This window comes from Stieleria marina, from assembly GCA_007741555.1.
Lineage (GTDB): Bacteria > Planctomycetota > Planctomycetia > Pirellulales > Pirellulaceae > K23-9.
Genome location: CP036526.1, coordinates 821209 through 847950 on the forward strand (window position 1 = coordinate 821209; position 26742 = coordinate 847950).

Consider the following 26742-nt stretch of genomic DNA (forward strand, 5'->3'; position numbering starts at 1 on the left):
CTAGTTGGTCAGATCGTTGATCCATTTTTTCCACGTCGCCACTTCATCATCGCTCAGCATGGGCGCGGGCAGAATCGACAGTTTGGTGCTACCGGGCGTGCCAGGAGTTTGGGCGCGACAAAGTAGCATTCCGTTGATGTTCAGTTCAAAGCCAATCATCCGCGTTCGTTTTAGGCGGTTGGCATGCCCGGCTTCGATCTCAAACGTGTATCGCCCCAGCGATTGCCAATCCGTGCTGTTGACCCCGGACGATTCGACCAGGGAAAGCGTCATCGAATCACGTTCTTTGCCGACGGTCAGCCTGCGATTGGTCCGAGCGGGAAGGGCGGTTCCACGTGGCATGATCGGCAGGATCCGTCGCCGACCACGAGTGTCTTCGACGACGATTCCGATCGACTGACTGGTCACGCACATCGGCGGCATCGCGACTTCACGGCGACCGGGGAGTTCGCCTGCCAAGCAAGCAGCGGCTCCGCTAGCGATATCGGACCGCTCCAGTGCAACGAACTTCATTGGCTGATTCGGCGGCGTGCTGTTCGACGGATCGTCATCTGCTTTGCCGCTGTCAGTTGCTTTGGCACTGCCTGATGCTGTGTCGCTGCCTGATGCGTCGCTGGTGTCGGCTTCGAACAATGCACTTCGCACTTCCGCTAGACGCATCAACGGCCCGACGGTGACGCAGCTCGAAAACTGCTGCATCGAAACGTTGGCACCTTTGCAAACATCTGCGATGTTCTTTTTCAGAGCGGCGATCAAATCGGCCGAATGCTCGAGCCATTGGCTACGGAAAATCGAAACCGATGTCGACACGCCATTGATTTCGATCGTGATCTTGGCCATCGGCAGCAGCAACAACGAATTCATGGCTCGTTCGCAGGCAAGCTGAAGTGCCGCAGCGGTTTTTCGCGATTTTCGAGGGTCGACATTGTGTCGCGAAACGAACTGTTCCGACGCCAGATCGACCAGCCGATGGAGCCAAGCCAGCGAACCGGTGTGCCAGTGACCGGCGGTAAACACTTGCTGCAGACGCAGTGAATCGCGTTTCAGCACAGCCACTTCGGCCGCCTGGCCCGTGATTCCGATGAATAGAATCAGTTCGTCGACCGATGCGTCTAGCTGGCCCGCGATTGTTTCGCTGGAGCCATCACTACTGGCGTAGTCGTCGAGCGATTCATCCAATTCTGTCACGCCATAGTCACTTAGCAGCAGTGATTGAACGGCAGCGACACTGCGATCGACTAGACGCACGGATTTCAGACCAGCCATTTCGGCGGCCTGCAAGATGCTTCGTCGGTGCAGTTGGTCGTAGCTGGCTGGAACAGTCAGGGCGACGGCACTAGGGGCGGACTTTTTAGTCCAAGCATTGGCGACGATGCGTTTGAATAGCATTGCCAACAACACTTCGGGCGGGCAGCGTTGGGAACAAATCTCGCGATCGACTTTGTCTTTACCCAAGTACATGGGCAAACAGTGTACGACTTGGCTTGGCTTGGAGGCTCGTAGCTGCATGGCGTCGACACCGTATAGCAACTGACCTTCGTCGCTGGCGATTGCCATTCGCATCAGCGGGATGGACTTTTTGTCTTCTGCTCCTCCAGCTGGCAAGTTTGTCACGTCGCCGGTGGGAGTTGCCACGGCAGCGGAACTGTAGAACATGCCAACGTCGATCGCCAAAACTTCTGCGGTCGTTCCCGAAGTCGATCCGCCGACGTGGGTCGTCGCTTCGCTACCGGTTTGTCGCTGCGTAAATTCGGCCAGCCAAAGTGGTGCGTCCGTCGTATCGGAATAGTCACTTAGATCGTCGATGACTTCGTCCAATGATGCGTAACGCTGGCCAGGCGTTTTGGCCATCATGCGACGAAAAATATTTGCAAAGTTGAGGTCGACATCGTCCCGCAGTTGCATCAAATCAGGAATTTCGCCATGGCGATGTCCATAAACTTGATCCAAGTATTCGCCGGTGTACGGAGGTTTGCCCAGCAACAAAAAATGCAGCACCGCACCTAAGGAATAGATGTCACTGCGAGGATCGGCTTCCTCGGGAGACTCCAGTTGTTCGGGAGCCATGTAGGCCAACGTCCCCATTAGCTTGCCCTTGCGGGACTTCGCTTCTTCGCCCAGAGTTCGCTGGATGCCGCTTTCGGTCACCTTGCCGCCTTCGCCCAGGCTGGCGGTCCAAAGTGGTGCACTGAGCTGAGCCAATCCCATGTCAAGGATTTTGATCGTACCGTCAGCTGCACGCATCAAGTTTCCGGGTTTTACATCGCGGTGCACTAGTCCAGCACGGTGAGCGTGCAATAGCCCTAGAGCGGCCTGCCGAATCACCGATGCGGCTTCGCCAACCGAAAGCGGTCCTTTTCGTGAAACGATTTGTGTCAGGGTGTACCCGTCGACGTACTCCATCACCATGTAGTGAACACCGTCGGCTTCGCCAGCATCAAACGCGGCGACGATATTGGGGTGCATCAAACGTGACGCCGCTTGGACTTCGGCATAGAAGCGTTCGATCGCTGACTGGTCCTTCATGCGATCGCTCGGCAGCATCTTGATCGCGACCGTTCGACGCATGTGCAGGTGTTCGGCCAAAAAGACGCGGCCCATTCCGCCTTTGCCGATCAGTTTCTTGATCTCGTAGCCGCCTAACTGAGACGGCACCGAATCTTGCCAATCTTCTTCGTCCTTGGCCAGTTGATCGTTCGCCAGAGCCGAATCGCTGGCCATTTCCAGTGGCATGTCAAACGAGACGTCGTCGAAATCCATGCCGTCATCCCCGCCCAATTCGCCACCGAAGTCGCGAGTCGGTTCGTCATTGATGGGGTAGTTTTCATCCGCGGATGAATCGGGCAACGGTGGGACTCTCGGTGGAAAAGTGCAGAAGATGCCGGGTTCGGTTTGGGCAGCGTTCCCGTATTATAGGGCGAAACTAGAATGTTTGCCCGATCATTCGTGGGACTTAGCGGACGACGGTCTGCCGAAGGCGGGCTTCACATGACTGGAAATACCAGTTGGTCAGCTTGCTCTCATTTTGCGGGTCAGGCCTGCCCCGACGCCTGGATTTTCACCACGCCATTGATTCTGTCCCAGCTGCTATTAGATCACGAAGGTTTTCAGTTCCTTGACCATCCCCAAAGTCTCTCAAGATTTACCACCCGCCACCGACGGCGTGTTACGCATCGCGACTCGCAAGAGCCCCTTAGCGATGTGGCAAGCCGAACATGTCGCGGCGTTGTTAGCCAACTTGGGTATCAAAACTGAATTGGTTCCGCTGGTCAGTAGCGGCGATGTCGACATGCGCCCCATCGATGGCAAACGACAAGTGGGAGTGTTTACCAAGCGAATTCAACAGGCACTGATCGACGACGAAGCGGATGTTGCGGTGCATTCGATGAAAGATTTGCCAACCGAAGTTGACGAGCGTCTGGTTGTCGCTGCTATCCCCCAACGCGAAACCGTGGCGGACTGCTTGGTATCACCAAGCAAATGGGCGATCAATGATTTGCCACAAGGTGCAAAGATCGGTACCGGCAGCAAACGCCGCGCAGCGCAATTGCTGGCGTTGCGAAGTGATCTGGACATTCAATCGATTCGTGGCAATGTCCAGACGCGACTTGGAAAACTGGATGACGGCGAATACGACGCAATCATTTTGGCCAATGCAGGATTGTTGCGTTTGAAAATGGATGACCTTGCGCGATCGGTTTTGCCATTGGAGCAAATGCTGCCCGCACCGGGACAGGGCGCTTTGGCGATCGAAGTTCGCAGCGATGATGATGCTGCGTTGGGGGCACTCGCCCAGATCGACGATCCGTTTGCACGAGCCGCCACGACCGCCGAACGAACTTTGTTGTCGAATCTCAATGGCGGCTGCCTGGCTCCGATTGCGGCGTTCGCCGAACTGACACCGGGCAAGACCCAATCGGGCGGGACCCAATCGAGCGACGCTGCCAAGTTGCATTTGCAAGCTCGCGTGCTTTCGACCAACGGCCGGCAACAGCTCGCGGACTCGGGCGAATGCGATCTGGATCAAGACGACCCCGCCAGCTGGTTCGTCGCTGCGAAGGAGTTGGCTACCAAGATCAGCAAAAGATTGGAAAAATCCGGTGCCCGCAAACTGATCGAACAGGCACGCTAGCGTTCCGGTCAGTCCGTTTGGGCAGCCGGAGCAGGGCAGTACAGCGAAAAAATCCGCCATTGAGTATGCCGGCCCAGCAATACCGTTCATCTGCCGGACCAAGCGAACCGATCCTTCAGCTAAAACGTCTCAAAGAGGCCTGATTGACACAGGTGCAACTAGAATCGTACTCTTTGCGACACAAACAACGGCGATGTAGCTCAGTCGGTTAGAGCGGAGTCTTCATAAGGCTTAGGTCAGCGGTTCGAGTCCGCTCATCGCTATTGATTTTCAACCCGCGATTTACGGTTTAGAAACCGTTTACCTGTTAAGGCCCCCAAGGCTTCAGGACGCTCCTTTCTGGGGACTCTTCCCAGAACAGCTCTCATTTCGTGGGATTTGCCCAGGGCCTTGGAAGAAGCATGCGGCACCAGCGTACTGCAAGCAAAGTTAAGATCGGGGCAGAATTCGATTCATGGGCGGTGGTGAGCGACTGTTGCCTGGCAAATGCAGCAGCGCGGAGTCTCACGGCGTTCTTGACCGGCTATCTGCCGAGTGGGAAGCGGGCTTCAAAGTAGAACGCATGACGCGTCTGGGATCGCAGACCCTGGCCGACTGGCTGTGGCATTCTTAAAGGGTGGCATTCTTAGAGCACGCCGCTGACGGACTCGAGGCCGCGCGAGAATGGATGACCGACACGCCCTCTGGGGCGCGATTTCCGCTCAGCACCGTTGCTAGTCTTTCGGGGCTCGCAGAAGCCACGATCGTCAATCTACTCGTGCTGCCTGTTCTCTACAGTTGATTGCAGCTGAGTGTTGGCAAGGCCGTGTGAAGCTGTGACGGCAATGACGAATTTTCCAAGATTGCGAATCCGGTTTGCTGTTTCTGGTTGCTCTGAACCAAACGCCTGCACCGTCTGAGCCGATAAACTGCAACTAGGCATTCACAACGAATATGACGAGCATTGGGCTGGCACGGATGCTACCCCGATCATCGTCATTTTTTGCAAACGCCATACTGTGCAGGGATGCTATGAGACGCTTTACGGTTCGCTCGCTGATGCTGTCGGCATTACTCTTTCTCGGCTGCACGGGTGGCCCGCAAAAAATGTTGGCCGTAAATACTGTGCCACCGGTCCTGGGCGAGGTGGAGCAAGGACAGTGTCAAACTTCAGAAACTGTCCGTCCTGTCGCCTATTTCGACAGTGAACTAGAGGACAATGCACCTGCGAAGCCTGAAGCAGATGAATCTACGATGGAACCGGTTGTTTCTCCCGATCTGGTGGCTTTAGAGGTAGAGGATATCGCGGGCCCTGTCGTAGCTTCTGTTAGCTCCGGCGAGTCACGGTCATACACACTTGCCGACATCGAAGCGTTGGCACTGGGCAACAATCCCGCACTTCTGTCGGCACAAGCGACCACCAGCAAAGCCGCTGGATTGCGTCATCAAGTCGGCACGCGTCCCAATCCGACGCTAGGCTACTTCGGCCAGCAGATCGCCGACCGCAACACCGATCAACACGGAATCTTCGTTGAGCAAGAGTTTGTTCGTGGCGACAAACTGCGACTCAATCGCAACGTGCTCGGTCACACCCAGCGAGCGCAAGCAGCCGAAAACGAAACCCAACGCTACCGCGTACTGACGGACGTTCGCGTTCGATTCTTTGAAGCCATCGCCGCACAGCAGCAAGTCGACGCAACGCGGTCCTTTGCCGATGTCGCACGACGTGGAGTGCAGGTTGCCGAAGATCGTCAGAAGGCTGAGGAGGGCTCGCTCGTGGAAACATTGCAAGCCCGCACGTTGCTGAGCGAGGTCACGCTCGCTGCCGAACAAGCCGAAGTCGCGCACCAAGGAGCTTGGCAAGATTTGGCCGCAATTGCGGGGCTGCAAGATGCTATGTCGGCACGCTTGGTAGCTGACTTAAACACGCCAGCGACGACACCAAACTGGGCAGCAGCCTACTCGGAAATCGTATCACAGAGCCCTGAACTGATCGCAGCCCAAGCTATCGTCTGCGAGAAGCAAGCGTTACTACGTCGGCAGAAAGCACAGCCGATTTCCAACGTGACGGCACAGCTGGGGGCGGGATACGACGACGCTACCGATCACGGAATGATCAACGTCCAACTTTCGGCTCCTGTCGCGGTTTGGAACAAAAACTCAGGTAACATCTCGGCGGCGTATTCGGACTATGTCCGCGCAACTCAAGAGGTCCAGCGAATCCAGCAATCCATTCGTTCTCGACTCGCCCGAACGGCCCAAGAGTTCGATTCCGCATTGAAGGCGGTTCGCAAGTACGAAGACGAGATCATTCCCCAATCGAAGAAAAGTCTTGAGCTTTCGGAGCAAGCCTATCGGGCAGGCGAACTGGAGTTCTTACAAGTTCTGATCCTTCGTAAAAGCTTCTACGAATCGTCGATCCGGTTGATTCAAGCGAAGGGTACTCTGGCCCAGGCCTCATCGAAAGTTGACGGTTTGTTGCTAACCGGCGGGTTGGATTCGCCGACCGACTACACGGATGGCGATGGCATTCGCAGTGCGTCATTTGGTGGGCAGTAGACTTGGACCAAGCCGCTTTTAGACCGCGGCACCAAACGTAGATCCGATCGCTGCGATCAACGAGACTGGCTGTCGAAACAATCCCATCGTTTGCTCCCAAGACCGCAGCACGTAGCCATCCGGTGTGGTCGGTGCGATGTCGTTCGACATGGCGCACGTTTCTGCTCCGGAGTAAAAGGTGGCGGGCAGGAGATTGCGCTCACGACTTTGCTTGAGAAGGCATTCACGCACAAAGCCGCCGATCAGCAAAGTCACTGATCGCCGCCCACCGTGTGGGATCTTGGTTAGGGCTCGACCTCTGCTTCCTGTTTAGATTCAGGCGAAAACCAAGGGTACAGCGAAGGGATGACAAAGCACGTCAGGAGCGTTGCCGTGAACAGTCCACCGATGACAACCGTTGCAAGTGGCCGTTGGATTTCGGCTCCGTCGCTGGTTGAGAGAGCCATCGGCAAGAAACCGAGGCTCGCTACCAATGCGGTCATCAACACTGGACGCAGTCGGTCGTCGGCGGCTGAGAGAGCTGACTGCTTCGGTGTCTCGCCTTTCTTGCGGTGGTTCTCTGCATCGCTGACCCACACGAGTCCATTCAGCACTGCGACACCAAACAACGCGATGAAACCGACACCAGCAGCGATACTGAACGGCATCCCGCGAAGCATCAGCGCGAAGATTCCACCGCTTGCTGCGATCGGCACACACAGAAATATCAATCCTGCTAGGCGAATCGATCCGAAGGACGTGTACAGCAGCAAAAATATAACCAAGAGCACAATCGGCGTGATTAGTAGCAGTCGCCGACTGGCCGATTGAAGGCTTTCAAAGTCACCGCCCCATTGCAATTCATAATTGGGCGGCAGTTCGACTTTGGATGCCACGCTGCGTTTGGCCTCCGCTACAAACGTTGCAATGTCTCGCCCCCGAACGTTGGCAGATACAAAAGTCCTGCGACGACCGTTGTCGTGTTCGACCGTCGGTGGCGTTTGTTCCAAGCGGATATCGGCTAGCTCCGACAAGGGCACCGGTTTGCCGCCTGCGATGGCAACCGGCAACTGTTCCATCATCGCAATCTCGTCTCGCCAATTCTCTGGCAATCGAACCCGGATCGGGTATCGAGCTTGGCCTTCGAGTACTTCACCCACAGTTCGTCCGCCCAGCGCGGAGACGACATCCATCAACTGCGATGCATCGACGCCGTAGCGTGCCAGTGCCTCGCGTCTGGGCGAGATCGTGAGCGTTTCCAAAGTCGATTGAATGTCGGCTTTGACATCGGCGGCTCCAGGGATGTCACGCAGCACACGCTCGATCTCTTTCGCCTTCCGCGCTAGCACGTCCAAGTCTTCACCGAAAACCAGAATGGCGACGTCCGCCTTCACCCCCGCTACCAATTCGTCGACTCGCATTTCGATCGGCTGGGTGAACCCGAACGCAACGCCGGGAACCTTGTCGGTCAAAACCGCTTCCATCTCACTGATCAATTCGTCGCGAGTCTTCGGTGCGGGCCAAGTTGAGGGCGGATTGAGCATCACCCAAATGTCGGATTGGTGGACGCCCATCACATCGTTGGCAATCTCAGGTCGCCCGGTCTTGGTAAAGACCGTTTTGATTTCGGGAAACGCGATCAGTTCCGTCTCAACCAGTTTTGCCATCTGTTCGGCGCCCTCCAGGGACGCACTGGGCAGACGCACGGCCTCCACCAACAAATCGCCTTCATTCAATCGCGGCATGAATTCGGCTCCCAAACCAAGTCCGATTGGGATGCTGATGACAAACGCGCAGATTGCGATTGCAACGGTTGCAAGCGGCGCACTGACAGCCTGCTGAACGATTGGCAGATACAGCTTCTTCAGCATCCGCAGCGGCCAAATTTCATGTTCGCTCGGCTTCTTGGGTAGAAAGATCGAAGCCAAAGCGGGCATCAACGTCATTGAGAGTATCAGCGAACCTAGCAGTGCGAATAACACGGTCAGCGCCATCGGCCGGAATAGTTTCCCCTCGGTTCCTTGCAGTAATAGCACGGGGACATAGACGACGGCGATGATCAATTCGCCAAACATCGTCGGGCCGCGAACTTCTACTGCCGCATCCCGAATCACTTTCAATCGACTGGTTCCGTCGGGGCGTTCGGCCAGTCGCCTGACGCAGTTTTCAACCATGATGACCGATGAATCCACAATCAGCCCGAAGTCGATCGCACCCAAGCTCATCAAGCTCGCCGAGATACCGAGTGCCAACATCATGTTGGTGGCAAACAGCATCGACAGCGGGATCGCCAACGCGACAATCACGCCTGCTCGGAAGCTGCCCAGCATCACCAGCAGCACGATCGCAACCAGCACGCCGCCTTCGAGCAGATTCTTAAGTACCGTGTTGAGTGTCCGTCCGATCAAATCCTTGCGATCGTAAATCACTTCCAGTTCAACATCGTCGGGCAACGTAGGTCGTATCTCATCCAGTCGTTCGCTTGCCAGTGAAACGACTTCGCGAGAGTTCTCGCCGATTCGCATCATCACCATTCCGGTGACCGCTTCGCCGCGTCCATCCCGGCTAACGGCTCCCTGACGTGGCATCGGTGCGATTGTCACATCAGCAATATCGGACACCAACAATGGCGAGCCATTCTCGCTACGTCGAATGACGACGTTGCGAATGTCGTCGACGTTCTTCAGCAACGCTTGACCACGAATGAATCGTTGTTCGTCGTGGTGAATCACGTATCCACCGCCCGCATTCATGTTCGCCGCTTCCAGCCGCCGATACACTTCGTCCAGGGTAAGGTCGTATGCTGTGAGCTGATCGGGGTCAGGCCGAACTTCATAGGTTTTGTAGAACCCGCCCATCGTATTGATCTCGGTCACGCCATCGACTTCACGCATTCGCGGGGCGATCTCCCATTCCAGAATGGATCGCAATTCCATCGGGGAACGTGTTTTGCTTTTGACCTCGAATTGCAGGATCTCGCCCAGGGCCGTCGTCATTGGCCCAAGTTCCGGTGGACCATAGCCGCTTGGGATTTTCGACGCTGCTTGTGTCAGCCTCTGATTGACTTGTTGGTTGGCAAAGTAAACATCAGTGCCTTCGGTGAACACGATGGTGATCACGGACAATCCGAACTTGGATACGCTCCGGACTTCCTCCACATCAGGCAGACCACCCATCGCCCACTCAATCGGATAGGTGACTTGCCGTTCGACTTCGACGGGCGGCAAAGACCCGGCATCGGTGATGATGGTGACTTGCGTGTTGGTCAGGTCGGGAACCGCGTCGATCGGCAACAACAATGCCGAGCGGATACCCGCGCCAGCAACCAACAGTGTGACAACGATGACGAGGAAACGATTTTCCAGGGAGTATTCAATGAGTCGCTTGAGCATGGTTCATTCCTCCCCTTCCAAAAGCAGTTCACTCTTGAGCAAAAAAGCACCGCGAGTTACCACTTTGACGCCTTCACTCAGCCCGCCAAGGATCTCGATCCGACCGCCAGAGCTGACGCCGACTTCGACTGCTACCGGCTGATATCCCTCACGGCTGCCAACGAAAACGCTTGCCTTCCCATCCAGATCAATGACGGCGGAAGCAGGAACCGAAATGGTGTCGTCGATCACATCAGTGGGCACTTCGACGCGAGCGAACAGGCCGGGGCGAAACTGATTGTCAGCGTTCGAGATTTCGACGACCAGGGGAATCGCTCCCGAAGCAGAATCGACGCGACGTCCGACGTAATGAACTTTGCCCTGGTATTGTTCATTCGGCTGGTTGGAAGTCGTCACGATGACGCGATCTCCCTCGCTCACTTTCATCGCACTCCAGTCACGACCGCGAACATCCGCCTCGATCCACAATACGGATGTGTCAGCAATGATGAACATTTCTGCTCCCGCCGTCACTCGTTCGGTCGCGGCAAAGTGGCGTTCTTCGACAGTCCCGGCCAGCGGAGAACGGACTTCCAATCGAGCTAAATCGGTCTCTCCGGGCGATACCGTTTGTGCGGAAGCTTTCTCGCCAGAAATCCCCAAGGCAGTGGCCAGTTTCTGCCTGGCCACCATCGCACTACGCCGGGCCGCCTCTGCATCCGCGGTGGCGGTTTTGCAAGCTTGTTGAGTTTCAAAGACGGATTGTTCGATCAGTGCGTCTAAAGTTGCTCGTGCTTGTTGTTGCTGACTTTGACGCTCGCGAATCACCCTGCCCGATACAGCACCGGAGCTTGATGATGCCGAACCCGATAGTTGTGTCGCCAATTTTGCCTGGCTATACGCTGCCAGCAGTTGCCCTCGATATTTGCCTAGTGTGGAGTCATTGACGTCGGTTTCGATCGTTTCGACTGGCTTGCCAGCTCGGATCTCCCAGACCAGTTCCTTCACCCCATCGCATATGTCCGCGTTCCATTTCTGTTTCGTTTCAGCAAGTTCCAGCTCCGCTTCTCGCTTCAGGACCATGCCGCGTGCTTCACCGATCGCAGGGCTTCGAAGGATCGCCACCACGGCTCCCACTTCAACTCGATCACCTGGTTTGACAGCGACTGATTCGATGATGGAATCGGTTGCCGCCCTGACGGCAACATGTCGTCGATCGTCGTAGGCGAACCGGGCAGGCAGCGTACGTGTCAGCGCTATCGACGATCGAGTAACCGGCTGCGTGCGAATGCCCGCGACAATCGCTTTCGCATCCGTCAAAACCACCAATGGAGCTGCCGGCTCCTCTATGGTTGTCGCTGACTGATCGGTTGACGAATCACCGATCTCGTCGGAGCTGGCGGGCCACCAATTGACGACAATCCATCCGGTCGCAGACAGCACCAGCAGCGCGACGATCGCGCTGAACACATTGGTTCGATTCATAAGACTTGGTCTCAAATGTTGCACAGAGGGCAACGCAAACGGAGCAGTTTCGGATGGGGGGCCGAAAAGAAATCACGAGTTCAACGGTGAGACAGCCGTCGAGTTAAACTCGGATCACGCAGAGGACCGCGCAGGTATGCACCGCAGGTCGAACGTTCGAGGCCAATCGCCCAGTTTGCAAGCGGCTAAAAGAAACTTGGCCAGCGGCAGAATCATCGCGACAAAAAATGTCGAAAAGCAATCTCTCGCCTTCAACGAACTGTCCCGTTGCCGAACCAACGCTCAGCCCAGTGCCGACTGCTGCATTGATGGCAACACCGACTGGCAAATTGTCGTTTGACTCATCGCCGTCACCATCCAGATCACGAGGCAAAACCAAGTGCCAGTGAAAATCGTCGCCATTGGCCACATCATCGTGATGCTGCCGCTGTACATGGACGGCTAAATCTCCCGCCGAAGCAAACTCACCATGGTGGTGCATCATCGGCAATGGGATTTGCAACAACGACACACACACCAACAGCCCAAGCACCAACCGCGAGGCGGTGCAGTAATGCGGCTTTCGTCGCGAGCCAGTAGGTGAGTTCAAGAGTTGTCAATCGTCATGAGACTTCGGCTGGGCACATTGCACCAAGCTCTATTGAGAGCATAGTTCCCAACATTACCGCCATGCAAGAGTCATTTCACGCAAAAACGAGACCGACAGCCGATTCGCTTCAACCTGGCTAACGGCGAAATACCAGCAGTTTTCTGGCGAAAAAGTTGATCACGGTTGACGCCGTGATGCAGGCGATGGCAGCCAAGGCCGTCGAGGTTCCGAAGTGATTGATTAGCCCTCGGCCCAACTGCATGCCGAACAGGTAGCTGATCGTCGATATACCCAAGAACAGGAACATCTCCTTCGATCGCGAGTGTCGACCAGGAACAAAGACCCAACGCACACTGATGTAGTAGCTGAACATGTTTGCGATCGCGAATGCGAGCGATTTGTCGATTGCGAAACGCAGTGATCTCGTCGCGTCTCCCATTCCTTCATTGACACACGGAAGAATAAATGTCGCGAGAACGGCGAAACCGGCAAGGTCAACGATGGCCGACGCTATCCCAGCCAATCCGTATTGCACAATTTGAATTTGCAGTAAACCGGTAGCAAGCTCTCGTAAGTGAGTAAGCGAACCGGATTGTTCCGCATTGAGTTGGCTCATGTTGTACATCTCTATTAGTAATCGAACCAAATGTCGCCGCCGACGTATTGCTCGTGCCGTTGGAAGAATGAGTATTGGCTGGTGGGGCCGTCGCCATACTGTGCGCCAAAACGAATACGTCGACCGGATTGTGGGCTTTGGAAGGACCAGCCTGCTTGGATCGTCGTGGAGACACTCCAGTCGACCGCTTCGCGAAAGTTCAAATTGATGGCAGTGAAAGGAGCACCTTGGGTACCGGCTACGAAGCGTTCGACTATCAGTCCGGTGAAGCTGTGCAACACCAGCCAACGGATCGCTACGGAGTCGTCAACCTCCTCTTTCGGCATCCGCAGTGGCGTTTTATGAACGACGCGAATTAAGTGCTTGCACGCATTCGCCGATGCGCCAGATCAGCACTCACGACGGCGCAAATATCGGCGTGGTGAATCTAGCCGCATCACGTCGCTGCTGGATGTTGATATTCCGCAATGAAACACTTCCAAATCGATCCTGGGTAGGAAACTACGCTTGAAAGTTGTCGGGCATCTAGGCGAGCAAATTCTGACTCACGTTACGATAAGGAGCCAGCGGTTTGGCAGTCAGCTGTCGGTGGGCGGTCCGGCTGACGCTAACTTGCGTTGATTGAAGCCGGTTTGGCTTTGCGACTTGCCAGGATTGCTAGTCCCACGAAAGTCAGTGCGATGCCTGTCAGGAGCGGCCACGTGATCGGTTCGGCAAACAGAATGACGCCTGCCGTGGCAGCCATCGCGACTTGCGAAGCATTGATCAGGTTGACCGCGACCACGGGCAGCGCTTTGAGCGACGTGGACAACGCGACGAAAGCGATGGTGTTAAAGATCCCCGCGGCGATCATCATGTTCCAATCCGCGGCCGGGATTAGCATCATTGCTGCGATATCCATGCGCGTAAAGCAAAACGCCCACAACGAAATCGTGCCGACCAGTCCGCTGAGGAACATGATCGCTGGCGCGGACATCCCGCCCGTCAGCGCTTGCCGAACGACGACGCCAAAAAGTGCGTACGCAGCGCCTGAGCCAGCCGCGCAGGCGGCACCTACCCAAAGTGGCAATGTGCTGGTTGATTCTGCCGGAGCATTGGTCGCGCCGGGCATCGACAGAATGACAACGGCACCAATCAGGGTGATCATCGCAATGATGGTTCGAATTCGGACTGGTTCGCCCAACATGAATCGCCCCAAAATCGCACCGCCAATGATCAGGGTTCCCAGGGTGATCGGGACCGAAGCTGCCAAGCCGATCACGCCCAAAGCGACTTGAAAAGCGGCGTTGCCGATGAATTGTCCGATCAACGAAACCAGAATGAATTTTGGCACGATCGAATAGCTGGTCGCGATCGTTTTGTGAGTCGCGATCATCCAAATCAGAAAAGGACCCATCACAACCAGAGTCGGCGCCGCTTTGACCGCCGATACCAGAAAGGGATCAACGCCCACTGATTTTCGCAGCGCGATGTTCGATGCGGTATACAACACCGCGGAGGCCAGGCCAAACGCTGCGGCAGCAACCACGCCAACGGGGGCACGAAGCGACGGCGGCGCCTTCAAGGAGGTCGAATCCGTAGGCTGACAGTCGCCGCCTTTCTCGTTGGCGTCCTTCGCGGCCGATTTGCTGTGGACGGTATCGCTGTCAGCAATGCCGCGATTAGTTTGGCCGCCCGATTCTGTTTTGTCTCGTGGATCAGCCTCGCTAATTGACACAGTCAGAGGAGTTGAGGGGCGGTCCATGAGCGGCGTGAAAATCGATTGGTTGACGATAAATCGGTTTGCCGATTCGGTCTGCGAACAGCAACGGAGGTTCCTCACCGGCGACCGTTGGGAAGCCACAAGGAATCGACAATGCTAGCCAGGCAGCGTGTCCTGCAGGGACGAATCGGTGCTAAAAGGCTCCACTTCGGTTTCGATGCTAGTCGCGATCGCGTCTTCTGATAAGTCAGCATGGTCGATCAAAGATTCTGCGGCGTCTTGTCCGCCCTCCGGCCGCGATACCACCACGGTAATGTTGTCTTCGCCGCCCGCTTGATTGGCGATTTCGATCAGGCGATCGCAAATCGCGCGAGGATCTTTGTGTTGTTTAACAATGGCGGCGAGTTTTTCGCTGTCGACATAGCGATGCAGGCCATCGCTGCAGAGCACGACAGTGTCCCCCTCTTTTAAATCTGCCCGCCGGACTTCAGCGATCAAGTCGCCATCGGCGCGGCCGCCAAGCACATTCCAAAGCACGTTGCTCCATCGGCTGGTCGCTTCCTCTTCGGGCTTTAAACCGCCCGCTTCGACCAGTTGGTGTGCCAGCGTGTGGTCTGTCGTCAGCTGCTGAGCCACTCCGTCGCGAATCAAGTAGCAGCGACTGTCACCGGCGTGGACGACGTACATCCGCGGCCACATCAAATGCGCCATCGTCAATGTTGTCCCCATGCCTTGCTGCGTCAGGTTGGCGGCCGATTCAGCCAAGATGCGTTTGTGCGCATTTTGCAGTAGTCCTTTGAGTGCATCGACAAAGTCTTCTTCGCAGTCGTGATCGACTTGAAAGAACCAGTGCACGCTATTGAGCAACTGTCGGATCAATTGATCGACGGCCAAGCTGCTGGCTTTTTCGCCTGCCGCATGGCCACCCATGCCGTCGGCGACCAATAACAGTTGTCCTTGCTCGCCGCCATACAAGCGTGACTGGGTCTCCATTGGTAAACTGGTCGACGACACCAGCATCGACTTGTTCAATTTGGCGATCAAAAACTGATCTTGGTTGGTCTCACGCTTGCGGCCCACATCGGTCGCTCCGTATGCCGTCGAAACGGTGAAATCATCGGACTCTTCTGCTGTCACGAGGGATACCTGTGATAGATTGGAATGGGGGGGCCAGGACGCGACTTTGGACGGCTTTAAGCGGTCGATGCGTCCTAGACGATCCCTTAGGGTTGCCGCCGCTGTTGCACACTGTCAACATTATGCAGTCGAAAACGGTCGACATCGGCAGTGCGACACTATACAAAACTGGGCGAATAATATGCTGGCACGACTGAAAACATTCACGTTGCTGGGTATCGAAGCGATGCCGGTGGATGTGGAAGTCGATCTGTCGCCCGCCGCCATGCCCAAGACGATCTTGGTCGGTCTGCCCGACGCAGCGGTCAAAGAAAGCACGCATCGCGTCGAACGTGCCATCGTCAACAGTGGATTTATACGTCCCCAAGATCGCGTCGTTATCAATCTTGCCCCGGGTGATTTACCCAAGCAGGCGCCCACGTTTGATCTGCCCGTTGCTCTGGGAGTGTTGGCAGGCAGCGGACAGTTGGCATCGGATCGACTGGAAGAGTACGCCGTCGTCGGCGAACTGGCTTTGGAAGGAATCACTCGCCCGGTCAAAGGTGCGTTGTCGATTGCCATCGAAGCCGCCAAGCAAGGCGGAATTCGCGGGCTGGTCGTGCCCGCTGAAAGCGCCAGCGAAGCCGCCGTGGTCGAAGACTTGGAAGTCATTCCGGTACACAGCCTGGCGCAAGCCGTTGGTTTCTTTTCGGGTGAAATCAACATCGATCCGGCCCCCAGTCGCTTGGAACAATTGTTCGATCAATTCAGTACCTACGACTTAGACTTTGGCGATGTACGAGGACAAGAATCGGCCAAACGAGCGATGACGCTTGCGGCCGCTGGTGGGCATAATTTGATCATGATCGGGCCGCCAGGCAGCGGTAAGACCATGTTGGCCAAACGCATGCCAACGATTTTGCCACAACTGAGCAGCAACGAATCGATCGAAACGACACGCATCTACAGCGCGCTAGGGCAACTGCCAGCGGGACAACCGTTGTTAGCCAAGCGTCCCTTCCGCAGTCCGCACCACACGATCAGTGACGCCGGGTTGGTGGGCGGTGGGAGCCCGCCAGGGCCAGGAGAAATATCCAAAGCACACAACGGCATTTTGTTTTTGGATGAACTGCCCGAATTCAATCGCAAGACATTGGAAGTCATGCGGCAACCGCTCGAAGACGGCATCGTGACGATCTCTCGTGCCCTGCGAAGCACAACGTTCCCATCGGACTTCATGCTTATCGCGGCGGCCAATCCGTGTCCTTGCGGATATCGTTCTGATCCGCGCCGGAATTGCAATTGCACGCCACCGCAGATCGAAAAGTACATGAGCAAAATCTCCGGTCCGCTGATGGACCGCATCGACATTCATATCGAAGTTCCTGCGGTTCCGTTCGAGGAACTTTCGGCATCGTCGACCAAAGGAACCACGAGTGCTCAAATGCGGACTGACGTGGAGCGAGCACGTGAGCGGCAGATCGCACGATTTGCCGACATCAAATCAGCATTGCCGGTTCGCTACAACGCGCAGATGACCAGTCGCCAAGTTCGCCAGCACTGCGAGCTAAGTAAGTCGTGCCAACAGATGCTTCGTCATAGTGTCGAAGAGATGGGCCTCTCCGCCAGAGCCCACGACAAGATCCTACGAGTCTGCCGCACCATCGCCGACGTAGCCGGCGACATCGACATCAACGAAATGCATCTCGCCGAAGCCATCGGCTATCGAAGCCTGGATCGTGATTTGTGGGTTTAGACGCAATCGAGCCGTCGTCCTGCGACGCCGCTGGCAGGGCCGAAGTAGTAACAGCCAGTTCGCCAAGTCAAACAACGCGTCGTTTGCGTACTGGTAAAACAATCGGGGTGATTTAGACGACGAAAGACCCCCGTCCCCTTTTTTCCCGGGGATGGAACTGGTCCGGGATGGCGGTTCATGTCACGCAAGCTCGATGGTCGTTTCTATGTTTGAATGAACGGTCAACGCGCACAATGTAGAAGGGGCGGTCGGCGCGGGGCAAGAAAAGATCATTTGAGTCGCTAGACAGGTCGCCAACGTTACGGTTATCGACAGCGACTATGAAGTCCTTGGTTTTGACCAGTGCAGATGAAACACCACGATTTTCGGTTCCTTCTTGCATCTTTTATTTTCCCGTCGAAAGAAAAAGTACTTGACCGTGTGGAGTGGGATTCCTAAGCTTGAATTGTCTTGTTGACAGGATTACCTGTCCAATCCCGGGTCAACCTAACCTGGAACAACAAGGCATTTCTGAAAAAACCTCAACAAACCAGTTCACCATTTGCTTTACCTCAAATGTGGCTGGGGCTGTGGCTTCCGCCGTTCTCCCGAGCGTTGGAACGTCAACGATTTTGTGTTTGTGCGACAACTTCGTCTCTAAATTGTGTTGAGTGAGAATCGTATGCACCTCGAAAACCCCAACGATTTTCATCCTAATCTCGTTCCTGAACTTGCAGGTCGGAACGCAGTGGACCCTACGGCTACCTACTTTATGGGTCCAGACACATCGAGAGCCCCTGCCACTTTTTTTTCGATACATCGGCCAGTCAATCCTATTTTTCCAAAGGGGTTTTCAGGGATTGTGCTGACTTGTGTAGGAAGTTCCGTAGGGCAAGGCAAACCGTAGAGGTACGGCAAGCCCCACCTGAGCTTGAAACAGATTTCGTTTCGTCGGTTCCCGCCGGGCTCGCACCTGCGTGCTTTTTTCCGTTTTAGAAAAACCGCTTTCAACTCAAACTTATTACTTTTTGAGAAGGTTGAAAGATGGCAAATCAACAGGCAGCTTCCGCCGGTGGTAAGGTTCACGGCGGCGTGACGCGACAGGTGTTTATAAACTTTATGGGGGGGCTTCTGGTGACCGCGACAGCCGGCTCCGCTGGGTTCTTCAAGCTGGCGGAGCCGAGCGAACTAAAGAGCTGCACGGACAGCAGAGTGTCAGTCTTTGAGCCAAGAATCAGTGCCGCCAACAAAACTGATGTGTCGATCGAGGGGGACGTTCTGAAGGCCGAGCAGGTGTTCGCCCCCGGAGAGGTTACTATGACACTTGATTGGTTGTGGAATTACAAGATCGACGGCCTCAAAGACCGCGATGGTCGTCACTACGAAGCGTACTTTGATGCCAACTTCTTCAGTGGCATCACTAAGCGTGGTGCGTTGTATGTTAACGGGCACAGCGTGGGTCACGGAAAGCTGGTTTTCGGCAAGGAAATCATTTTCCTCTGCACGTTGAACGACGGCGAATTCATAGATCTGGTCTTGCTTGAGCCACTACAGTGGTCAGATCGCCGCCGCGAGGAAGTAGGCGACAACCCGGTAGATTCTGCCGTGCTTGAACATAGTAAGCCACCAATCGCTCTACACTATTCGAGGACCAAATCTAGTCCATTAGATCCTGTTAGTTTCGAGGCAAATGGTATCGTTGATTTGGATATTGATATCGCCCTATTCGGCGAACGGCGACTCAATGAAAATGATGAGTCATTCGTTGTCCGCATTGGCGATATGGTCCGTTGCAAGTCGCGGTTTGAGTGCATTGGTGACCGCCTCACACTGTATGTTCCCAATCTGGGAGGAGTCTGGCTGCAAATAAATCCAAGTACGTTCGGTCGGGAGTCTGCAGCACATGGTCCTCTTTATAATCAGGAAAAATTGATCGGCTACTTCCATGCTGCCAATACGGGTGGGGATATTGACCTGACGTGTTATGGTGTTGATGATCGCCACAACGTGATTTTGCGAGCCAGATGTCCAGCGCTCAAAAAAAGCGGATGATTCTTTGATCGGATTTAAGCGTTGCTGCCTGATAGCGTTGTGATGCCGCACTGGACATCGTCAGGCATCGTGAAACTTAGGCAGGTCTTATCCGCGACCGAGCCCACTTGTACCATCCGCTGATAAACTCGGATCAGTCGCATTCGATTATGAATTAGAACGATTACGGCCGTCGAACAGACCAAAGTTTGAGCAGGCGTCTACATAGAATGCGAGACGTCGCCGTGCGTCCGTTCTTACTTCACGCATGCCATGCCACGGAAATGGCTAATCTGGTTACATCATGATCGTGCCGCCTGGAAGCGGAAAAACGATGTTGGCCACACGCATGCCCGCGATTCTGCCGCAACTGAGCAGCAGCGAATCGATCGAAACGACACGTATCTACAGCGCGCTGGGGCAACTACCAGCGGGACAGCCGTTGTTAGCAAAGCGTTCGTTCCGCAGCCCGCATCACACCAATCGTGATGCCGGTTGGTCGGCGGTGGGAGCCCGCCAGGGCACGGCGAAATTTCCAAGGCACGCACCGGCATTTTGCTTTTGGATGAACTTCCCGAGTTCCTTCACAAGACATTGGGAACATGCGGCAACCGCTCGAAGATTCGCTGCGTTTCCCCTACTGGATAGCTGCTTAAGCGAACGGCAGACAGCTGATCGGAGTGATGCTGTGCGGCTAGAGTATTGAGTACTATCTGGTCGCGCGAGTGGCTTTTCTGCGAATGATTCCATCGCGAGTAACGACTTTGTTGAGGGGAGTTCTGTCTTGCTGAATCGGAGCGTGGTGATGAATGGTCGAAGACTGTGCGTGGTGCTGTGGGTGGCCACGTTTTCACTTAGCGAAATTGGGGCTCAATCGCCTCGGTCTGATGCAGCATCTCTGCAGGCTCTCTTTGAAGAATCGACGATCTGCGAAAACGTGGTCCAGCTCTGTCGTCGGTGCCAAGGACTGTCAGACACCGATCGCTACACCGCTTTGGTGAATTGGGTCTTGCCCAACGCTACGCGACAAAATCTGAGATTGAGAGGCGGTTTCGATCGCAGCGAAAGGTTGCCCGGGCAACGAGAGCAGGTCTCACTGGATCCAACGGCAAGCTTTCGGATGTACCCGGAATACGACTGGATTGTGTCGCCCGCCAAAGACATGGTGCGGCTTGCTGTCAAGATTGACAAACAGGCTGAACTGCGGACATCGATCGAGAAACTCTCGTCCGTTGCCCCGCAGCAAAAACGGTCCTGTGATGCGTTGCTTTGTCTACTGGCTTTGGCCGAACATGATGAAGCGGCCGCGGCGGAATATTCACGCACGCTATTTCCGACGTCCAAACAATTGGCTGTCGCTAAAATGTCGCTACGCGACCTGTGGATCGACGTATTGGTGCTATCCGAAATGGCGGCGTGCCGCTCGGTCGAAAGTGTTCCCGAGCCGGAGTTGTTTGATCGTTATGTTGGTCTGAGTGAAGTTCACGACAACGGGCAACTGGATCTGCTTTGCGATTTTGTCAAACTGATTCGCGACTATTGTTGGCTAGCGAAATTGCGTGTGCCAAAAGATCAGTCGATCGGCTTGAAAGACTTTGTGCCTTTGAACTTGACTACAGCAAAAACGCATGGCGAAGGACGTCCGCTGGCAAGATTTGTGCTGGTTGACGGAGTGGCGCGAAAGATTGGCGGCCACTGCGTTGACGCCTTGGCCTATCGCAGTCCAATGCAAGGTTCATTTGAAATCGCAGCAGAGCTGCGTCGCAATCGGGGGCGCAGTGCGGCGGTTTTTGCGCAGAATCAGTTCGTTGCAGTTGGTGCGCAAAGCAACCAATTCATGACCGGGGCACTGAATCGGCCGCCGCAGCAGATGACGATTGCGCCGCCAATGGAAACGTTTTTAAGTTCGTTGCATGGACGCGTTGCCATTGCTGGTGACGGTTCCAGGCATTCGATCAACGGTCGGTTCCTTGACACCGGATCCGTCGCGAGCGGTGTCTTGCCCTGGGCTGGATTTCTGAGCGAGAGACGAAATGACTTCGCCGTCGAAAACGTCCAGATCGCTGGCACACCGATGGTGCCACATAGCATCGACCTACTCGCCAGCCCAAAACTGGCCGGATGGCTGCGGTACTTTGACGATGCGACGACTCGTGACGTAGAATCGGACGACTCAGTGACCGACCCAGTGACTTGGCAGATTCGTCGACAGCCTCCGTCAGAGCCCATGTTGATTGCTGAAAGCGACCGGCGAGCGGTTGGCTCGTTTCGTGAAGACTTGTTGCGATATGTCCGTCCGATGGTGGAGGACGGGACGATTGAATACGACTTCTTTTATCACGCCCCAACGCAGCATTCAGCGCAACACACCGAACGGCCGGCTCAACAATTTGTGCATCCCGCACTTGGGCGTTCGGTTTTTTTGCTCACCGACGACCAAATCAAGTTTCACCAGCTAACCGATGGCTTACACGACCAAACGAGTCTTCGTCCTGACAATTCAGGCGACTTTCCCCCAGGAACTTGGACGGCCGACTCGGTCGCATTGAATCAAAATGCGTGGAACCATGTTGCTCTGTCGATTGCGGGCACGCAACTAGTCATACGGGTCAACCAGGAAGTTGTCCTGAAACAGCCTTTGTCCGATTTCAATTCGCGTCTGTTTGGTTTGTTTCGTTTTGCGGATCAATCATCGGTGAAGGTTAAGAACGTCAAGTGGACGGGTGACTGGCCAGGCCAAGTGGAGATCGCCCAAGATCGATCGTTGACTCCGCAAGCCGTTACTGAAATCAATCAATGGTCAAAGCAATTGCCTGACCGTTGGGAGCGTGATTTCCGCAAAGGGTACTCGCCACGTTGGTTTGATTTTGGTGGCAATCGCGAAACGATTCAGTCGGTCACCAAGGGAATCCGCCTGCACAAGACAATGCAGGACGGCATTGGCGACATGCGAGCCTGTGTGCGTCTTGAGGGTGATTTTGATTTGGCTGTGACGTACCAGGACTTAGAGATTTCGACTGAAAAACCGACTTGGCATAGTGGCAACGGGCTGATGATTCGTTTTGACAATCCACTGCGCGACCAAGTCTCGCTCTACCGCCGTGTGGATCGCATGGGCGGGATGCACTGTGTCGCTTTTGCGGTCAAACGATTGACTCCCGGCGGCAAAGCCAAGTTTATGGGCGGCACGCATGTGGTCGACGAATCGACTTCGGGAACACACCGCTTGGTTCGCAAAGATGGCAAGCTTTTGGCTCTGCACGCAATCGACGATTCAGAGTGTTTTCGTGTCATTGGTGAAATCGATGCTCCCCAGGGGCCCGTCGAAATTCAAGGCATTCGAATGGTCAACCACGTCGGTAAGGGATCACGGACCAGTACAACCTGGAGTCGCTTGCGGATCGCTGGCGAACGAATCGATCGAAGCGACGTCGATGCAAATGCGACCAAGAAATTGGTCGACGAGCTTCAGCAATGGCGGTTGAATCAGTCCCTGCTTGAGGCTGATTTTTCAAGCCCCGCTGCAGCTGGATCTTCCCGCTGGCAACGAACTGGTGATGCTGTTTTCACTGCCAACGCGCAGGGATGTTTAATGAGCCTGACTGCGACGGATAATTTTGATCAGGCTGGGATGGTCCTAAGCGACGACCTTGGCAGAAACTTTGATGTGCAAATCGATTTTGACATCGATCAAATGGACCTGCCAACGAAGTCTCGGGCACACAGCGAAGTCGCTTTGCAAGTGCTCTTTAAAATTGACGCTTTGGCGGTCCAGGGATTGCAGCCAGTGTCTGAGGCGAGCATTTTGTTTCGGCGTGATGCGAATGGCAATGACTTCATTCGCCCGCGCGTGGTCGGGCCCACGCAGTATCAATCGACGGTTTACCGTCCGATCCGAACCATTCCGACCAAGCCAGTATCGATGATGCGAATTGTTGCCAAAGAGGGCACACTGGTTTTTATGAGTAAAACCGTCGAAGATCCTAGCTTTGAAGTTCTCGCAACTTATCCGTTTCCCGTAGGAGCGACGGCACATCTGGCTCGCTTTTACGCCACCGCGGCTGGCGAAGGATGCGTTGTCAACGTGAATTGGAAGCGTGCCCTGGTCGCGACCGCAGTTCCAATCGCGACCACCGATCGCCCCTAGTACATTTCGCAAGACAGACTGACGAGCGCCAATCAGCCGATGCCGAAGCTTGATATTCGATTGAAGACCGTTGCACGGATGATTCGTGATGACACGCATGCTGATGTTGGATCAGACCATGGGCATTTGCTGTTTGCGCTTTTGAAAAGCGGGCGGATCCAACGCGGAATTGCAATCGAAAACAAACAACAGCCTTTCGCAAACTCTTCTCATCGATTGGCGGGGGTGAATGCAGACGTTCGACTAGGCGACGGGCTTTCAGTGCTGCACGTCGGTGAAGCGGATAGCCTGAGTATTTGTGGAATGGGGGCGAAAAGCATGGTGCGAATCCTGGAGGGATTTCCAGATCGAGTTCCAACGCGAGTCATCATGCAGCCGAACTGCGAACCCGAGTTGGTAAGAGGTTGGGGCTTGCGATCGGGCTACCACATCGAAACAGAACAAATTGCTTGGGGGCACTTGCCCTACCAAGTTGTGTGCCTGCGACGGGCGGATTCTCCAGACGACGCGGCCTACGAAGACGTCGACCATGACGCAGCATTGTTGTTCGGTCCCACGTTGGTCAAACGAAGGGACCCCGACTTATTTCGCCAGCTCAGCCAAGAACGGGCCTACTACCGGGAGCTCGGTCAGTTGACCGCGCGCAGTGCGGAGCGACTAAAAATCGTCGAGACACTGCTGCGCATTGGGCCAAAATCCGAGATCTAAGTGCAGCAGGCTTGAAGCTCATTCGTCCCGACTTGCTCCCCTTAACAGCGACGAAATAGTAGCAAGGTTTCTACCCCGCGGTTAGCAACATGGGATTCCGTGATCAGCGGTGAACCTGTGGTTTGGTTGCACGCGATGTCGAAGTCGTCGATGATGACGGCAGTCCGAGACAACTGTCGAGATGCACGATTGCAGATTGACCAATTTTGTGCTGGAACCTTCGAGAGCATGGCAGATGAAAAAACTCATATTGATCGGTTGCATGTGCCTGTTTGTGTCCGGCGCGACGGCTCAGGAAAAATCTCTTGCCAGTCCCGAAGCCGAATTGCGGCAACGCATCGATTCGCTAATCGAAGATCTCAATGGCAAACGATTTGCCCAGCGTCGATCCAGTGAGCAGCAACTGTTGAGGCTTGGTGCATCGGCAATCGGTCCGATGCGTGAGGCTTTGGAACAATCCGAAGGCGAAGCGAGAGTGCGATTGCAGCGCATTTTGACGGAGCTGAGTCGTAGTATTCGGATCGTCGACAAAGTGACATCCGATTCCTTGCAGAGTGTCACGAGCCTGACGATCGATCAGCACGGGCATTTCTTGTACGCGTCGGCGTTCGCTGCCAATACGGTTTCGGTCTACGAAATCAATCCAGAGAACGGAACGTTGTCGACTATCGAGAACGTCACGGACAAGAAAGATCTAGCAGGAGCAGTTTCGATTCGGTTGTCGTCGGCAGCGCCACTGGCTGTTGCAGCCTGCTACGCGGGCAAAACGGTAACGTTGTTTTCTCGCAGTGAGATTACGGGCAAGCTGAAAAAGCTGGACGTCTATCGGGGCGACGCTCGCAGTCCCCAGCCCAACTTTCCAATCGAGGCGGTCTTTTCGCCGGATGGCAAGCATGTCCTGTGCTTGGACCCCTACGCCAAGGATGGGAAGAATGTGGGAGCAGTATTGGTGTTTCGGGTTGTCGATGGACGCAAATTGCAGTGGGTTCACTCGCTAACGGGAAAGGGCAGTTGTCTGGCTAATGTTCGTGGCATTGTTTTTCACCCGACGAAAAACGAAATGTATCTCTGTGCCGCCGATGCGGGGGCGCTGATTCGCGCCAGCTGTGATCCCGATTCGGGGGCCATCGTGATCCAACAAGTTTTGCGTGATAGCGAGAAAGGCGTCCAAGGATTGTCTGGCGTTTTCGCGGCGGACATCAGCCAGGACGGCAAGTTCATTTACACGTCATCGGGCCGTTTTGGCGGCGACAGCGCGGTAGGTGTGTTCACGCTGGGACCAAACGGGGATCTCGAAGTCGTCCAAGAGATGATCAGTGGACGGGAGAAAATGGGAGACTTCCGCGGCGGAAATGAACTAGTGATTTCGCCCGACGGAAAGAACGTTTACGTCACCGGAACACTCTCGTCGACGCTGGCTGGATTTGCTCGGGATTCGCAGACGGGCAAACTCACGTTCATCGAAACGGTCCCGTTTGGAGCAAAGAAATTAGGGCCTGCTGGCGTCGCGGTTAGCCCTCGCGGCGACTATGTCTATGCCGCCGTCGAAGGAGCATCGTCGATCGCGATCTTCCGTCGCGATCAATGACGTCAATCTACAATACTGTCACGGCGTAGTAGTTCATCATCGCAAAGTACAGCGTCGCCGCGGTGGCTAAACTGGCTGCGATCACGATGGCTCCGACGACTCGAGTGCGTTTGAGTTGCCACCACATGAAGAGACCTGTGAGTCCCCAGGTGACCATGGCAATGGCCATGATGTCCACAAAAAGTGACCAGATTTGGCGTGCATTCCAATGCGGAGGCTGGCCGTGAGAAGTGTGCAGACGCAGGAAGAATGCCCGTGGCGACATGCCGTCTTGTCCTTTGAATCGTACGACGTCGATGTGCCCATCACGCAGAACGTAGGTAATCCTTGCCGGTTCTCCATCGACACTTGCCAAGAAATTTAGCTTGGACCAACCGCGCGGTTTCGGCTTGTTGCTTGAATCGATTCCAGCATTGTCCAGCACATCAGGCACGGACTGTTTGACGACTTGGTAGGGATTTGGTTTTAACTGGATGTTGCGAATCTCCTTGAGTAAAGGTTCGGCGATTTCGGTCGACTGTGAATGCGTCACTACGCGGGCTAGTTTGGTAGCAGGATCTACGTAGACGTCGTGGCGAAGGTCCTTGTCTTTTACTTCTAAGATGATTGGATTGTTGAACGCCGCGCCGTGCTGATCCACCAGTTCGACGGTCGATTCGGGAGAGGTAGCGTTGATCGCAGCGACGACGTTGGCTGCAAGTTCGGCTGCTGACGGGAAATCGGCCAGAGGTGTATCCGTCAGCGATTCCGCCGCGACGTCGCGGATATCGGTTTCGGGAAACAAACCAATGTGGTTGTACATCGCGCCGGTGATGCCGTACAAGAAAACCCAAGGCAGCAAGAATAATCCAGCGTACAAATGGATACGGCGAATCAGAATCTTGAATGGTGGCCAACGCTTTGACTTTTTCTGCGGTTTTGCATCGGTCGCCGTTTGCTCTGAAGGCGGATTCTGCTGGTCTGCGGAACGGGGAGTGGATTTTGGCATGAGACGCTCAAATCAAA

General features: G+C 55.1%; 18 protein-coding genes and 1 tRNA gene. 9 read left to right on the forward strand and 10 right to left on the reverse strand.

Annotation, left to right across the window (positions count from 1 at the left end):
• The gene (locus K239x_RS03010; RefSeq protein ID WP_145416190.1) at positions 1-2847 is read right to left on the reverse strand and encodes a protein kinase domain-containing protein; all 2847 of its coding nucleotides are present in this window, start codon (positions 2845-2847) and stop codon (positions 1-3) included.
• Positions 2848-3115: 268 nt separating this feature from the next.
• Between K239x_RS03010 and hemC the strand changes: the two genes are divergently transcribed.
• The 3 genes from hemC to K239x_RS03025 all read left to right on the forward strand — a co-directional run bounded on the left by hemC (position 3116) and on the right by K239x_RS03025 (position 6670).
• On the forward strand, positions 3116-4132 hold the full coding sequence (hemC, locus tag K239x_RS03015; RefSeq protein WP_419189608.1) for a hydroxymethylbilane synthase: 1017 nt from the start codon (positions 3116-3118) through the stop codon (positions 4130-4132).
• Between the two features lie 189 nt (positions 4133-4321).
• Positions 4322-4395, forward strand: a tRNA-Met gene (locus K239x_RS03020).
• Between the two features lie 748 nt (positions 4396-5143).
• Positions 5144-6670: a TolC family protein gene (locus tag K239x_RS03025; RefSeq protein ID WP_419189609.1), complete on the forward strand. Its 1527-nt coding sequence runs from the start codon at positions 5144-5146 to the stop codon at positions 6668-6670.
• Positions 6671-6688: 18 nt separating this feature from the next.
• On the opposite strand, the gene K239x_RS03030 is transcribed toward K239x_RS03025, so the two are convergent.
• The 8 genes from K239x_RS03030 to K239x_RS03065 form a co-directional block, all read right to left on the reverse strand.
• Positions 6689-6820 (reverse strand): hypothetical protein, encoded by a 132-nt coding sequence (locus tag K239x_RS03030; protein WP_473163564.1) that lies wholly within the window; start codon positions 6818-6820, stop codon positions 6689-6691.
• Between the two features lie 134 nt (positions 6821-6954).
• A complete protein-coding gene (locus K239x_RS03035) occupies positions 6955-10041 on the reverse strand; it encodes an efflux RND transporter permease subunit (RefSeq protein WP_145416192.1) in 3087 nt (1028 codons plus the stop codon).
• A 3-nt stretch (positions 10042-10044) separates the two neighbouring features.
• Positions 10045-11505, reverse strand: a complete 1461-nt coding sequence (locus K239x_RS03040; protein WP_145416193.1) for an efflux RND transporter periplasmic adaptor subunit — start codon at positions 11503-11505, stop codon at positions 10045-10047.
• A 103-nt stretch (positions 11506-11608) separates the two neighbouring features.
• A complete protein-coding gene (locus tag K239x_RS03045) occupies positions 11609-12094 on the reverse strand; it encodes a hypothetical protein (RefSeq protein WP_145416194.1) in 486 nt (161 codons plus the stop codon).
• Positions 12095-12230: 136 nt separating this feature from the next.
• Entirely contained in the window at positions 12231-12710 is a 480-nt protein-coding gene (locus K239x_RS03050; RefSeq protein ID WP_419189610.1) for a GtrA family protein, read from the reverse strand.
• A 14-nt stretch (positions 12711-12724) separates the two neighbouring features.
• Positions 12725-13036, reverse strand: coding sequence for a hypothetical protein (locus K239x_RS03055; protein WP_145416196.1), 312 nt, complete (start codon positions 13034-13036; stop codon positions 12725-12727).
• 281 nt (positions 13037-13317) lie between these two features.
• The gene (locus tag K239x_RS03060) at positions 13318-14454 is read right to left on the reverse strand and encodes a DMT family transporter (protein ID WP_145416197.1); all 1137 of its coding nucleotides are present in this window, start codon (positions 14452-14454) and stop codon (positions 13318-13320) included.
• Positions 14455-14568: 114 nt separating this feature from the next.
• Positions 14569-15549 carry a PP2C family protein-serine/threonine phosphatase gene (locus tag K239x_RS03065; RefSeq protein WP_419189611.1) on the reverse strand — a complete coding sequence of 327 codons (981 nt, stop codon included), beginning with the start codon at positions 15547-15549 and terminating at the stop codon, positions 14569-14571.
• 181 nt (positions 15550-15730) lie between these two features.
• Between K239x_RS03065 and K239x_RS03070 the strand changes: the two genes are divergently transcribed.
• The 6 genes from K239x_RS03070 to K239x_RS03095 all read left to right on the forward strand — a co-directional run bounded on the left by K239x_RS03070 (position 15731) and on the right by K239x_RS03095 (position 25737).
• On the forward strand, positions 15731-17284 hold the full coding sequence (locus tag K239x_RS03070) for a YifB family Mg chelatase-like AAA ATPase (RefSeq protein ID WP_145416198.1): 1554 nt from the start codon (positions 15731-15733) through the stop codon (positions 17282-17284).
• 1023 nt (positions 17285-18307) lie between these two features.
• A complete protein-coding gene (locus K239x_RS03075; protein WP_145416199.1) occupies positions 18308-19315 on the forward strand; it encodes a hypothetical protein in 1008 nt (335 codons plus the stop codon).
• Between the two features lie 283 nt (positions 19316-19598).
• Positions 19599-20000, forward strand: coding sequence for an ATP-binding protein (locus tag K239x_RS03080; protein ID WP_473163565.1), 402 nt, complete (start codon positions 19599-19601; stop codon positions 19998-20000).
• Between the two features lie 99 nt (positions 20001-20099).
• Positions 20100-23441 carry a DUF1583 domain-containing protein gene (locus K239x_RS03085; protein ID WP_145416200.1) on the forward strand — a complete coding sequence of 1114 codons (3342 nt, stop codon included), beginning with the start codon at positions 20100-20102 and terminating at the stop codon, positions 23439-23441.
• 39 nt (positions 23442-23480) lie between these two features.
• Positions 23481-24149: a tRNA (adenine(22)-N(1))-methyltransferase gene (locus K239x_RS03090; protein WP_145416201.1), complete on the forward strand. Its 669-nt coding sequence runs from the start codon at positions 23481-23483 to the stop codon at positions 24147-24149.
• A 235-nt stretch (positions 24150-24384) separates the two neighbouring features.
• Positions 24385-25737: a lactonase family protein gene (locus tag K239x_RS03095; protein ID WP_419189612.1), complete on the forward strand. Its 1353-nt coding sequence runs from the start codon at positions 24385-24387 to the stop codon at positions 25735-25737.
• Positions 25738-25744: 7 nt separating this feature from the next.
• Here K239x_RS03095 and K239x_RS03100 read toward each other — a convergent pair whose 3' ends face one another.
• A complete protein-coding gene (locus K239x_RS03100; protein WP_145416203.1) occupies positions 25745-26725 on the reverse strand; it encodes a PepSY-associated TM helix domain-containing protein in 981 nt (326 codons plus the stop codon).
• Between the last annotated feature and the right edge of the window lie 17 nt (positions 26726-26742).

Bases quoted from the DNA above. Each gene is read 5' to 3' on its own strand.
- K239x_RS03050 (WP_419189610.1), bottom strand. From the start codon at position 12,710: ATGAGCCAACTCAATGCGGAACAATCCGGTTCGCTTACTCACTTACGA.
- K239x_RS03025 (WP_419189609.1), top strand. From the start codon at position 5,144: ATGAGACGCTTTACGGTTCGCTCGCTGATGCTGTCGGCATTACTCTTT.
- K239x_RS03095 (WP_419189612.1), top strand. From the start codon at position 24,385: ATGAAAAAACTCATATTGATCGGTTGCATGTGCCTGTTTGTGTCCGGC.
- K239x_RS03030 (WP_473163564.1), bottom strand. From the start codon at position 6,820: ATGTCGAACGACATCGCACCGACCACACCGGATGGCTACGTGCTGCGG.
- K239x_RS03040 (WP_145416193.1), bottom strand. From the start codon at position 11,505: ATGAATCGAACCAATGTGTTCAGCGCGATCGTCGCGCTGCTGGTGCTG.
- K239x_RS03055 (WP_145416196.1), bottom strand. From the start codon at position 13,036: ATGCCGAAAGAGGAGGTTGACGACTCCGTAGCGATCCGTTGGCTGGTG.
- K239x_RS03080 (WP_473163565.1), top strand. From the start codon at position 19,599: ATGATCGTGCCGCCTGGAAGCGGAAAAACGATGTTGGCCACACGCATG.
- K239x_RS03060 (WP_145416197.1), bottom strand. From the start codon at position 14,454: ATGGACCGCCCCTCAACTCCTCTGACTGTGTCAATTAGCGAGGCTGAT.
- K239x_RS03075 (WP_145416199.1), top strand. From the start codon at position 18,308: ATGGCAAATCAACAGGCAGCTTCCGCCGGTGGTAAGGTTCACGGCGGC.
- K239x_RS03035 (WP_145416192.1), bottom strand. From the start codon at position 10,041: ATGCTCAAGCGACTCATTGAATACTCCCTGGAAAATCGTTTCCTCGTC.
- K239x_RS03090 (WP_145416201.1), top strand. From the start codon at position 23,481: ATGCCGAAGCTTGATATTCGATTGAAGACCGTTGCACGGATGATTCGT.
- K239x_RS03085 (WP_145416200.1), top strand. From the start codon at position 20,100: ATGAATGGTCGAAGACTGTGCGTGGTGCTGTGGGTGGCCACGTTTTCA.
- K239x_RS03100 (WP_145416203.1), bottom strand. From the start codon at position 26,725: ATGCCAAAATCCACTCCCCGTTCCGCAGACCAGCAGAATCCGCCTTCA.
- K239x_RS03070 (WP_145416198.1), top strand. From the start codon at position 15,731: ATGCTGGCACGACTGAAAACATTCACGTTGCTGGGTATCGAAGCGATG.